10 protein-coding genes and 1 pseudogene are annotated in these 12,168 nt (G+C 44.2%); 10 read left to right on the plus strand and 1 reads right to left on the minus strand.

Going from position 1 to position 12,168, the window contains the following annotated elements:
- The 9 genes and pseudogenes from FN124_RS28100 to FN124_RS31575 form a co-directional block, all read left to right on the plus strand.
- On the plus strand, positions 1 to 185 hold a 185-nt coding region (locus FN124_RS28100), incomplete at its 5' end, for a transposase (RefSeq protein ID WP_142688128.1).
- 369 nt (positions 186 to 554) lie between these two features.
- The gene (locus tag FN124_RS28105; protein WP_185937424.1) at positions 555 to 1,148 is read left to right on the plus strand and encodes a phage integrase SAM-like domain-containing protein; all 594 of its coding nucleotides are present in this window, start codon (positions 555 to 557) and stop codon (positions 1,146 to 1,148) included.
- On the plus strand, positions 1,139 to 1,294 hold the full coding sequence (locus tag FN124_RS31045; RefSeq protein WP_185937425.1) for a site-specific integrase: 156 nt from the start codon (positions 1,139 to 1,141) through the stop codon (positions 1,292 to 1,294). The genes FN124_RS28105 and FN124_RS31045 overlap by 10 nt, the downstream gene beginning before the upstream one ends.
- Positions 1,295 to 1,342: 48 nt before the next feature.
- Positions 1,343 to 1,591, plus strand: coding sequence for a tyrosine-type recombinase/integrase (locus FN124_RS28110; RefSeq protein ID WP_185937426.1), 249 nt, complete (start codon positions 1,343 to 1,345; stop codon positions 1,589 to 1,591).
- A gap of 152 nt (positions 1,592 to 1,743) precedes the next feature.
- Positions 1,744 to 2,394 carry a hypothetical protein gene (locus FN124_RS28115; RefSeq protein ID WP_142688131.1) on the plus strand — a complete coding sequence of 217 codons (651 nt, stop codon included), beginning with the start codon at positions 1,744 to 1,746 and terminating at the stop codon, positions 2,392 to 2,394.
- 331 nt (positions 2,395 to 2,725) lie between these two features.
- On the plus strand, positions 2,726 to 2,920 hold the full coding sequence (locus FN124_RS28120) for a hypothetical protein (RefSeq protein ID WP_142688132.1): 195 nt from the start codon (positions 2,726 to 2,728) through the stop codon (positions 2,918 to 2,920).
- A 530-nt stretch (positions 2,921 to 3,450) separates the two neighbouring features.
- The gene (locus FN124_RS28125; RefSeq protein ID WP_142688133.1) at positions 3,451 to 6,630 is read left to right on the plus strand and encodes a SusC/RagA family TonB-linked outer membrane protein; all 3,180 of its coding nucleotides are present in this window, start codon (positions 3,451 to 3,453) and stop codon (positions 6,628 to 6,630) included.
- Between the two features lie 15 nt (positions 6,631 to 6,645).
- The gene (locus FN124_RS28130) at positions 6,646 to 8,304 is read left to right on the plus strand and encodes a RagB/SusD family nutrient uptake outer membrane protein (protein ID WP_142688134.1); all 1,659 of its coding nucleotides are present in this window, start codon (positions 6,646 to 6,648) and stop codon (positions 8,302 to 8,304) included.
- Positions 8,305 to 9,369: 1,065 nt separating this feature from the next.
- A pseudogene (locus FN124_RS31575) lies at positions 9,370 to 9,774 on the plus strand (TlpA family protein disulfide reductase); the annotation flags it as partial.
- Between the two features lie 116 nt (positions 9,775 to 9,890).
- Here the strand turns inward: FN124_RS31575 and FN124_RS31580 are convergent.
- The gene (locus tag FN124_RS31580; RefSeq protein ID WP_260607604.1) at positions 9,891 to 10,025 is read right to left on the minus strand and encodes a hypothetical protein; all 135 of its coding nucleotides are present in this window, start codon (positions 10,023 to 10,025) and stop codon (positions 9,891 to 9,893) included.
- 923 nt (positions 10,026 to 10,948) lie between these two features.
- Here FN124_RS31580 and FN124_RS28145 point away from each other — a divergent pair.
- Positions 10,949 to 12,115, plus strand: coding sequence for an SDR family oxidoreductase (locus tag FN124_RS28145; RefSeq protein WP_142688136.1), 1,167 nt, complete (start codon positions 10,949 to 10,951; stop codon positions 12,113 to 12,115).
- Positions 12,116 to 12,168 lie beyond the last annotated feature (53 nt).

A 12,168-nucleotide genomic window follows, 5' to 3' on the forward strand; every position in this document is an offset into this window, starting at 1 on the left:
CCTTCAAGACCGTTGCCAGGACTATCAGAACTCATTATCTGGGTATCCTCAACTTCTTCAACAACAGAGCCACCAATGCGGCTGCAGAATCATTCAATGCAAAAGTAAAGTCCTTTAGAAATGCACTACGAGGGGTGCGGGATGTAGAATTCTTTCTTTATAGATTGACTAAACTTTATGCCTAAAATTTATGGACATCCCCCAACTTTTCAACTTGATCCACGATTTTGAGAGTCTGCAAAATCGTCTACAGTAAAAATTTTTAATTTACTGTAGACGATTTTTTCTGAGATGCTTACCGGTAAATGATTTGGCGACTTGCAAACCAATCCAAAAAACACCAAACAATACCAAAAATCGGTAACCAAAACTTAGTAGACTATGAAAGTAAGTCAGGATTTATCAATCCTCTTATATCTCCGGTACGATACCATGAACCCAGCGGCAAAGCAACTATCTGCGTCCGTATCACCGTCACCGGATTACCCAAAGACAGTTTTTCTCTCGGCTATCAGGTTGATCCCTCCAGGTTTGACAAGAGGGCGGGCTTCGTCATGGGCAGATCAATAGAGGTAATTGAGATTAATGACCAGCTATTGCATGTTAAAGGTGAGCTGCTTTGCCACTACAACCTGTTGAAGAAGCAGGGATCAGCTGTTGTCCCCACTATGATTAAAAACGCCTACCTGGGTGTTCATCAGGAAAAACAAACACTGTTGCAGGTCGTAGATTTTCACAACGGGAAGTTTAAAGAAAAGGTAGATAAGGGAAAACGCGAAAACAGTACCTACAAAAAATGGCTCACCACAAAGGACAAGATCACCGCTTTTCTTTCCGGCGTTCTCAAAATGAAAGATATCCCCCTCGAAAGAATTGAGTTTTCCTTCGCGGAAGATTTCTTCGACTACCTCACCCTTACGGAAGGTATCCAGGACAACACCGCCATGAAATACCTGAAGAACACCAAGCAGCTGTTAAAACTGGCGGTCCAGCGGAATGGTTGCAGTGTAATCCCTTGCAGGATTATGTATGTTCCTATATCAACCCGGAGCGGGATATACTCACCGTGGCAGAACTCAGCGCACTGTATCATAAAGAATTTTCCATTCCCCGCCTGCAGGAAGCAAAAGACGCCTACGTGTTTATGACACTCACCGGCTACGCCTATAAAGACGCGCTGCTACTCACTCCCGACAGTATCTCCAAATATTTCGACGGCGAAGACTGGATCGTGAAAAACAGGGAAAAGACCTGGTGCCGTGAAAACGTTCCCCTGTTACCGTTAGCCAAATAGATCCTGCGGAAGTACCGCGAACACCCGCACTGCGTTGCCAACAATGTATTGCTGCCCATCAAAAGCAATCAACGTTTTAACGGATACCTCAAAGAAATAGCAGACCTCTGCGGCATTGATAAGAACCTCACCACGCACACCGCGCGGCACACATTTGCCACCACCGTTACGCTGGCCAACGGTGTGCCGCTGGAAACCGTGAGCGCCATGCTGGGGCATAAATCTATCCGCACCACGCAGATCTATGCTAAGATAGTAGCTAGTAAAGTGAGTGAAGACATGCAGGTATTGAAGTAACGGTTTAACCTCAAATTACCGGAATCCATGCTGAGCAAGGCTGTGGCTTAATTTAAACTCATCAAGGCAGGCCGGCTGAAAGGTCCGTCTGCTTTGATAAGTATCTGATTAAAAACTTAATTTATTAAATTGGGTTAAAATTTTAAAAAAAATTGGAAAACAAAAGTTCACAATGGTTAAATAAAGAAACTGAAGAAGGGATTATGTTTTTTACAGACATGCTGGAAAAGCTTCATTTAATGGTAACGAGCGATGTAGATTTTTCTGGTCCTATTTCTAAAAGCGGGGTATCACAAGGACATACTCTTCGTGACGAAATAAATCTTCTATACCAAGTTAGTGCGCTTACAACGATATCGATACTAGATTTAATGACAGTTTGTAGGGGGGTAGATAGTGCAGCAAATATTGATTGGTTAAAGATATTCTATGTTAAACAAGGATATCTCACCATATACGAAACAATTATGCACTATGACAAAGAATACAACAAATTGTTGAATAAACTAATTACAGAAGATCATCCACTTTTAATTGTAGATTTTAAGAATTTTACAAATGGGTTTAAAAAGTTTAAAACCAACTATTCTTCAAGATTAGCTTCAGTTCGAAATAAAATTGCAGGTCATATTCATACAAATTTCGTTGATTATTATTCAACGATGGCAGACTTTAAAAAGGAAGATCCTATTGCTATTATTTCAGCCTTTCTTCAAATATTAACTGAACTACAACAGCTGACTATTAGAATACTGCCAGAATCGATCAATAAAACATCCCTAAATATTAAACAGGACAAATGATATGCTTAAGAGGCATGTTGGGGCATAAATCCATACGCACCACGCAGATTTATGCTAAGATAGTGGCTAGTAAGGTTAGTGAGGACATGCAGGTATTGAAGCAACGGTTTAACCTCAAATTGCCTGAATCTAACTTATCAAGGCAGACAGGCTGAAAGGCGCGTCTGCTTTGGTAAGTACATGATTAACAACTCGTTAATATCTTCTTTTTGCCCGATATATTCAACCCCTGTTAATACTTAGCGTATCACAACCCCAGACCCCGATCATGTGACTATGAATGACCATTACGCAACCAAAACTATACTGCACGCATTTTAAAACCACCAATATGCAACAGTATTACCCATTATCCTTTTTTGAAAAATTTATTCACGTTGACCTGCAGCAAGCATCAACCGAACAAAAACACCCCGACGAACAATTCTACACGCACGCCATTAAAGACATCATCAACGAAAAAAACAAGATCCTGGAACGCACTGGCAAATACCTGTACGACCTCCCAGGCGTACCGCAGTCGTGAAGTCAATAACAGTCGCTTCGGCTCCCGTATCAAATAGAATTGTAGTGTATCCTGCTGTCTATCGTTGATCCAAACTTTTATTAAAATTAGCTCTGCTTGTTTTGCTGAGGGGCCGGCCAGGATCAATTCCACGGTACAGTTTACCAGGGAGGGGGCAGCGCATGTTCAAGAAGATCTTTATAATCGAGCATCTCTTTTGTATTTAACCTGCTGGACGCTTCGCTGAAATTGTGATTAGCGCAAAATCCGGTCAGACTTAATCTTTACCAGAGAGCCTCTTATTATACTTGTTTAATAGATCACGCGGGAATCTGCGCTGGGATATGATTGACAATTGAAATAAAGGGGTGGCTAAGAGGTCAGCTTCACATTAGGGGAAGTTCCTGGTCATTCCTTTATTATCCGGGAAAAAATCAAAAAATCACAAAAGCGGAGGGTAAAAATCTGTTTTTCTGTATCTCGTTGTTATAACGATCATTTGGTACCAGTATAAAAGCCAATTGTTTCCATTTATCTCCAAATTTTTGAAGATGAACAGAAAATTCGCGCTGTCAGGGGCGATCGGATGTTTAGTGTTTCTAATCATCCTTTGTAAGAAGGCAGGAGGTCAAACGTCCCGCATTATATCCGGTGTAGTAACGAATAGTGCCGGTGAGCGGATGCCGGGTGTTTCGGTACGTGAAAAGGGCCATGCCAATGGAGTAGTTACAGACGGCAACGGTTTTTATAAGATAGCCCTGTCTACGGCAACAGATAGTCTGTTGTATTCCTGTGTAGGGTATATTTCGCGGACGCTACCCGTAAAGAACGATACGGTTGTTGACGTAGCCATGCAGTCCAAGTCTGGAAATCTCTCAGCAGTAATGGTAATAGGTTATAGTACGGCAAAAAAAATCACCTATGCAGGTTCGGTGGCGACCGTTGGCGGCGACGAAATCAAAAAGAGCGGCGCCGTGAACCTGACCAATGCGCTGGCAGGCCGTTTACCGGGACTCGTTTCCATCGCGGGCGATAATGGAGGCGCTCCCGGCGCCGGTTCGAATCTTACTGTGCGTGGAATGAACACTATTAATGACCGTAATCATAGCAATAAACCACTGGTGATTATCGATGGCGTCCCAAGAAATGTGACATACGATGGGCTAGAGGAAACAGATGAACTGAGCAACCTTAATCCGGACGATGTGGAGAGTATTTCCGTGCTGAAAGATGCCACTGCCGCTGCTGTATATGGAGCACGTGCGGCTAACGGGGTCATATTGGTCACCACAAAAAGGGGCAAATCGGGCAAACCGGTGCTGGGGTACAGCATATTAACCGGTATCCAGCAGTATACCCGTATGGCTAAACCGGTGAACGCTTATGATTTTGCTGCGTTGTACAATGAAGCATTAGAAAACGAAGGGCTGGAGCCTTATTGGAGCCAATCTGCCTTGCAGCATTTTAAAGACGGTGATGAACCTGATAAGTACCCTGATACCGATTGGTGGAAAGCAGCACTTAAATCTCATGGAAGCCAGACAAGGCATAATCTGTCATTGAGCGGTGGCGCTGAATCGGCAAAATATTATCTGTCTCTGGGCTATGCGGATGAAAAAGGCTTTACCTCCAATAATCACTACAAACGGTATAATGTTCGTTCCAATCTAGATGCGCGTGTCAACAAAAATCTGACTGTGGCGCTGGACCTGAATGCGGTATATTCCATACAAAATCAGCCGGCCAGAAATAATTACGAAATGTTTACCGACCTGTTTCAGACGCCTGCGGTTGTTCCCAACAGGTTTAGCAATGATCCATCCAAATGGGGGGCCGTCGGAAACCTGAGCAATGCTGTTAATCCAGTATGGAGCACCAGTGAAGATAAAACCGGCTATCAGCGAATTGGAACTACTTCTCTCCAGGGAACGTTATCGGCAGAACAACAGCTCCCGTTTATAAAGGGGTTGTCTGTTAAAGGAGTAGCATCTTACAACAGGAACTATGGTAACACAAAAACTTTTAGTAAAAATCCACGGGTTTTTGGAGATGCTGCCACACTCTATTTCAAGGAGCTTAACTACGATAGGTTATTCCTGGTAGAATATGCCAACCAGTATGTAACCAAAACATTGGAGGCCCATTTGCGTTATAATCGCACAATTGATAAACATACCTGGAATGGCCTGTTTTTATACACACAATCACAGGAAGAACAACAAGTTCTGAACGGCAGCAGGAGTGGGTTTATTAGCCCGCAGTTGGACTACCTGGATTTTGGAGATGCGAAGACAGCTGTCAACTCCGGCAATATTTATCAGAACGCGAGGGTAGGGTATGTTGGCCGGGCGAGCTATAGTTATGCTGACCGTTATATGGCAGAAGCGAATTTCCGTTATGATGCTTCCGCTAATTTTGCACCAGGACACCGATGGGGCTTTTTCCCTTCCCTGGCGGCCGGCTGGAATGTAGCGGAGGAGCCTTTTTTTAAACGAGCGTCTGCACTCTCTTTTATAGACCAGTTGAAACTGCGTATTTCCTGGGGCCGCTTAGGGAACGACAAAATCAGTTCCGTTTTTCCCTTCCTGGATTTTTTCAATAGCACCATGGCGCGACCAACGTTTAATAACGATGCCGTTTTTACGTTGGCGCCCAGCGCTTTGTCTAACCCCGGCATTACCTGGGAGAAAGCCACCACTACCAATCTTGGTCTGGATATGTCTTTTTGGAACGGCGTCCTGACCTTGACAGCAGACTATTTTTATAAACGTACTACCGACATTTTAGCCCAACCGATAGCTACATACCCGGCTACTTTTGGGGCAGAGTTACCACTGATGAATGCAGGCATCGTCTCTAACCGGGGATTTGAGATACAATTAAAACATGAATATGACCTGGGCAAATTGCATTACAGCATCAGCCCAAATGTAAGCTTTTCCAGAAGTATACTGGATTATGTGCCGGAGAGTCAACCCAATCCTGTACTGGCGCGTTCCGGCACAACACAGGACTACTATCAGTTTGTTGACCCTACCAGTGGGCTGGAGCGGGGCGCATATATCGCCGATGGCTTGTTTCGGACGGATGAAGAAGCTCAAAAATCACCCACTCCCTATAATGTTCCCAAATCCACTGTCAAAGCTGGGGATATCCGCTACAAAGACCTGAATGGCGATGGAATCATTGATCAAAAAGATATGCGCCGTATTGGTCATTCACCAGTACCGGCTATTACCTATGCCGCTAATATTACGATTGGACTAAAGAGTTTTGATCTTAGCATCTTACTGCAGGGGACGGCCAAGGTCTCTGAATATTTGCAGTCGCTGCCCGCATGGGCCTTTCAGGGAGGCAACACGGTTTTCAATGGAAATGCCTTTGAACAACACCTGGGTAGATGGTCTCCGGATAAAACGCCGGAGGAAAATGCACAGGTCACTTACCCGCGTTTGTTCATCAATAACCTGAACAACAAGCAGCGTTCCACCTATTGGCTCACGGACGCCAGCTACTTGCGCATTAAAAATGTCGTGCTGGGTTATACGTTGCCACAACGCTGGCTACGTCCTCTGAGCATCAGTCATATACGGATCTATGCGAGCGCGCTGAACCTGGCGACCTGGAGTAAACTAACGCTTTATGATCCGGAAATCAGGAGTGATGGCTTTGGCGCACTGGTATATCCAATACAACGTTCCTACAACTGCGGGCTGGAAGTGAAGTTCTGATTTTAAAATTTACTTATGCGCTATAAAAAGATTATTCGAGGCATATTGCCGGTTTGCCTGGTAATAGTAACCGCATGCGGAAAGAAACTGCTGGATATCAAGCCCGTCAGTCTAAGTACAGACGCGGTATTTGCAGATGCTATAGCGGCCGGCGCTTTTATGAACAACATTTACAACCTGGTACCGTCGGGTTATTCCGGTACCTGGGCCGGAATGGGCATATCCTATTTGGATGTGCTGATGTTGGCCCAGGCCACAGATGAAGCGGTGTCTTCCTCAGCAGCTTCCCGGGCCAATCAGTTGGCTATTGGGAATTTCAATGCAGAGTCCACCAACCTGAATTATATGTGGGCAACTATGTATATGGGTATCCGGCAAACGAATATCTTCTTGGAAAATGTTGCTAAACTACCGGAAGGGGAGAGCAAGTCCGTATTGACCGGTGAAGCCTATTTTTTGCGGGCCCTGTTTTACCAGGAACTATTACGGCTATATGGTGGTGGCCCGGAGCAGTTGGGCGTACCGTTAATCCTTCACGTGCAACAAGTTGGTGGTGATGTATTCACAGACCGGAGCCCATACATGACTTGTGTCGACAGTATTGTGGCTGACCTGGATAAAGCGGCGCTATTGCTGCCTGACAGGTCGGCTGTAATTTCAGGTCGCCCCTCCAAAGGTGCTGCCATGGCTTACAAAACGCGCTTACTGCTATATGCCGCCAGCCCTTTCAATAACCCGGCCCGTGAACGAAAACGCTGGGAAAATGCTGCAAATGCTGCTAAGAAGGTAATGCAACTGACCGATGGTTATACATTGCATAATGACTATCAGCGGATTTTCCTCGACAAAACCAACAAAGAGCTGATTTTTTACCGGGAATATTCGATCAACGGTAAGCCTGTATCGATGCTGGATTTGTTTACCCAGCCTACTGGTTATGGCGGTCGTGGCGATTGTGCTCCCACGGCGGACCTGGTGAATGCCTATGAGATGCAAAACGGGAGACCCATCACAGATCCGGCGTCGGGGTACAACCCGGCAAAACCCTACGAAGGACGCGATCCCCGGTTTTATGCCAGCATTTTATATAATGGAGCGCCCTGGGCAGGACGTGCAGTGGAGACGTTTGATGGTGGAAAAGATAAGCTGTTGACCACCTCCACACAAACCGGCTATTACCTGAAGAAGTTTCTCGATCCTGTATATTTTTCCTCTGGTAATACCCGGACGCTTCCCTACAGCTTTCAACCGTATATCCTTTTCCGTTATACAGAAATTTTATTGGATTATGCTGAAGCGCAATGGCAACTGGGTAATATCGGAGAGTCGCTCCAATATGTAAACAAGGTACGGGAACGAAGTGGAATGCCGCCCATTGCGGAGAGCGACTATACCTGGGAACGTTACGTAAATGAAAGACGGGTGGAAATGGCATTTGAAGACCAGCGCTTTTTCGATCTGCGCCGCTGGAATATTGCTGCAACCATACTGTCAGGACCCGTGCACGGTACCCGGATCGTCAGACAGCCGGATGGCTCTTTTCGGTATCAGCAAACTGAAGTAGGACAAAGAGTGTTCCGTGCTCCGCAGATGTATCGTATGCCAGTGCCTTTGGATGAAGTAAAGAAAATACAAACCGTTATACCCCGGTTTCAGCAGAGCCCGGGATGGTAAATAAATAGTTGATAAACGTTTAAATCGATTATTATGAAGGGTTTATTTTTGAGCATGCTGTTGGGAATTACCAGCTATACCCTGGCACAGCAAAATACGGTGATCATCGCCAGAATAAAGGGCGCAACAGGTGATTCAGCCAAAATCGGAGTAGCACTCTCCGATCATACTGATTTTCCTTTCCGGATAATTCGGCAGGAAGCTCGCCCGGATGCAGCCGGTGTTGCCAGGCTCTCTTTCGGGTTGGGGAAGGCAATTGAAGGTATATTGTATGCGGCTCCGGTTAGGAAACGGATTGATCTCTTCCTGGAACCGGAAGATAGTCTTGAAATTGTTTGCCAGTCTGAGGAAGACGGCGCCCCTGTGCTGTTCTCCGGTAAAGGCGCCGCGAATAATCAGGTGTTAGCGCTGCTCAATCAATGTAAAACCGATCAGTATAAAAAGTCTGATATCGAGAAAATAACGCCGGACAACTGGGTGAAAGCAATACAGGATTGTTATAAAAGACAACAACAAATTCTGCAGGAGAATAAAACGGGTCTTTCCAAGGGCTTCCTGACATATGCTGTGTCGTCTATCCAGTCAGAATATATTAAAGCGCTGTTACAGGCACCTGGACTTTTGTCTATGTATCAGCATAAGAAAAAATCAGCGTTATTGCCAACGGGTTACTGGGCGTTTGAAAAGGAAGTGGCTGCTGCGGGCCAACAACTTCAAAGTAATGCTGAAGCTTCATTGTGGACTTACACTTATCCTGCATTTCTGCGTGAAAAGGAAATGTTCAGCCAGCATCAATTAGATGAAAAAGTAATAAATGCGCAGTGGTCACTTAGCCTTTACGGCATCGCCGCGAAAATTTATCGTCCCGGAAGGCTCCGTGCACTGGCAATGGCACGCTCCCTGGAAATGCTGTTGGGAAGCGCTAAGAAACCATCCGAATACCGCAATATGATAGAAGAATATCATAAGGAAAATGTTGGATTTCCAGCCTGGTATAAGGAGTTGAAATCGGTATACCAAAAGTATGCCGCTGTAGAAGTAGGCATGGTACCGCCTCCTGTAGAATTAAAAGACCAGGATAACAAGTCGGTGAAACTGTCCGATTTCAAGGGAAAGGCCGTATACCTCGACTTCTGGGCGAGTTGGTGCGGCCCCTGTCGCTACCAGATGAAAAATGGCGCCCCGGGACTTCATGCAAAATTCGGCAACAATAAAGACGTGGTATTCCTCTATGTCAGTCTTGATGACGATATTTCAAAATGGAAACGCGCTATCGCAGAAGACAAAATAGAAGGACTACACGTGTTGGCAGAAGGTGTGCGTGAAAGCAAGATTGCCAAAATATTCAACGTTGAGGGCATCCCGCGGTACATCATCCTTGATAAGGAAGGTCGCGTTTTTGATAATGATGCTCCCCGTCCCAGTGACGCCATTACTGAAACTAAAATCAGGGAAGCGTTGTCAAAATAAGGGGAAGAAATCAGCCGGTATACCGGTATATAGAAAAACAAAGCTACAAACTACTAAACGCGTTCTGTGGCTTTGTTTTTCTGCTCTCTCTATAGATGTCTTAAAACATTCAACTATTAGTACCTGGATCTAAATCCAGGCCTTGGGCCAAAGGTATCTCCTACGCCGTCCCATATAATATAGGTCCAGGCACCTTTCCCGGTGCCAACCACCAGTTTTGTTCTGAGCTTTACAATCGCTTTCTGTGCCATGGTTTTAGCTTTAAGATTTTAAGAAATTAGTTAAGACAGGCAACACCACTTCTGCGGCCACCCAGAAATCTATACAGGGCTACGGCATGCTCCGGTTGAATGTTTTCCCATATGGTGTTTCCTGGAAAAACCGCCGGGACCGAAGCCATCTAAAGCATCCAGCGTAAAATGAGCATAGATCAGTTAATTCAGCTGATTTTTTAAGATCAAAAACAAAGAGGTTCGGGTTTTGTACCATAAGGTTCACAAAAAAATACTTGCAGGATCTTGTAAATAGTCTTTACAAGATCTTTTTTCTTTTAGGGGCACACAGTAAGTACATTTTTGGAAAACGTTCCCTCACTTATTTTTTATCAAATGCGCGCATAGCTTTGTCCAATTCCTTATCCAGGATCTTAGCATAGATCTCTGTATGCTTTACGGAGCTAGTCCCATTAGCTTTGAAACATACTTCAATTCTCATGACCTGCTGTAATGCCCTCACTGCCCAATTGTCCGGCAGTGCTTAAGTATCCGACTTTCAAGCTGGATTTGTGTGGTTATCCAGTGATGAGGTCAATGTAAAACTCATCCCTGACTTTCAAAGATATCTAAATGAGAATCTGATTTGAAGTGGGATTTATTAAATGAACAAAATGAATAGTCCTGCTGCAGAATGAACAAAAAGATAGTTTATTTAATTCCGGAAAATATTTTACTTGCTTAAGTTTTTGCACAGCAGGATTTTGGAATGTTAAGCTAGTTAGTAAAAATTTTCACAACGATTTCTGCCATTATCTTCCTGGGTGGTTTATGCAAATAGACAAATCTTTGTTGAACCGGCAATAATCTAATTTACTCAGAATAACCGCTATTTATTTTTCCTGTAAAAACCCGATAGATTAATTGTCTTCTTATTTTCTGACTACCAACTATTGTTCTTTATGACCAATACAAATGTATTGCTTACTGGTGTTACCGGTATACTTGGGAGGCACGTATTGTATGAATTATTGTATCTATATGCATCAGGGAGGAAAATGGGTGCGTTGGGTGTTGTAATACGCACCAAGTCAGGCCAAACTGGCCTGGAACGGTTAAAGACCATTATTGCTCATCGTTACAGACCGGCATATTTAAAAGGATATGCCGTAAATGATCTATTGAAGCATATAACGTTGATTGAAGCAGGTATTGAAGAATTAAATGCAGCCCACCTTGTCACACTGGAAAATTTTGATAACCTGCACGTTATTCATACCGCTGCGGAAACCGACCTGTCCAATACCTCCACTGCGAATGAAAAGGCCTTTACCCATAACTATCTGGCTACAAAACATCTACTGGCGTGGTGTACGCCGAAATTGTACAAATTCATTTTTATCAGCAGCGCTTTTTCAATAGGTCATCACGAAGGTGTGATCACCGATCAGTATATACAATTCGATGCCGGTGGTGACCCTGTTTTAAATGAAGAAATTAAAAACCGTAACCCATACGAAAGATTTAAAATAAAAATGGAGTTTGAACTCATCAAATATTGCCGGCAACATGGCAAAGCCTGGCAGATTGTTAGGCCATCAAGTATATGTGGCCGTATGTTGGATGAACCCTTATATTATACTCCCACTTTTAACGTGTTTTACTTGTTTGGAAAATTTCTATACGCGTGCAGTTTATCAAATATCCTTCGTATGGGCGAGAAGATCAGGATAGCGGCGAACCCTGCCGGCAGCATGAATATTGTGCCGGTTGATTACGTAGCCAAAGCTATTGTCAGGTCGTTTGAAAATGATGCTATTGGCCAGCTGAATGCCGTTAGCTCCCGGCATGTGCCCGTTGCTTATTTATTTCAATCCATGTGCAATTACGCGGGAATAAAATGTGATCTGACAGCATGCGAGCCCCCGCCCGGGAGCATGTCAGTATTGGAAAAGCAATATTATGAAACAATAGGTCCCATGTTTTCCAGCTATCTGTCTACTCCGGTTCATCAATTTGATACTGTCACACTTCGGGGAATTATGTCTGATGTTGCTGAGGCAGATGTAGTGAAGGGATTTAAGGACCTGTATGAATTTGCTTATGAAAACGAATTCAGATCGCTCTGAAAAAAGAAATTTTCCGCACGTAAACATCTTTTTTAATTGCTATTACTATTCTC

Origin of the sequence: Chitinophaga polysaccharea, assembly GCF_902150045.1 — a bacterium.
Classification (GTDB): Bacteria; Bacteroidota; Bacteroidia; order Chitinophagales; family Chitinophagaceae; genus Chitinophaga; species Chitinophaga polysaccharea_A.

Coding starts and splice junctions, on each gene's coding strand:
- FN124_RS31580 (WP_260607604.1), bottom strand. CDS start 10,025: ATGGCACAGAAAGCGATTGTAAAGCTCAGAACAAAACTGGTGGTTGGC.
- FN124_RS28105 (WP_185937424.1), top strand. CDS start 555: ATGGGCAGATCAATAGAGGTAATTGAGATTAATGACCAGCTATTGCAT.
- FN124_RS28130 (WP_142688134.1), top strand. CDS start 6,646: ATGCGCTATAAAAAGATTATTCGAGGCATATTGCCGGTTTGCCTGGTA.
- FN124_RS28145 (WP_142688136.1), top strand. CDS start 10,949: ATGACCAATACAAATGTATTGCTTACTGGTGTTACCGGTATACTTGGG.
- FN124_RS28125 (WP_142688133.1), top strand. CDS start 3,451: ATGAACAGAAAATTCGCGCTGTCAGGGGCGATCGGATGTTTAGTGTTT.
- FN124_RS28120 (WP_142688132.1), top strand. CDS start 2,726: ATGCAACAGTATTACCCATTATCCTTTTTTGAAAAATTTATTCACGTT.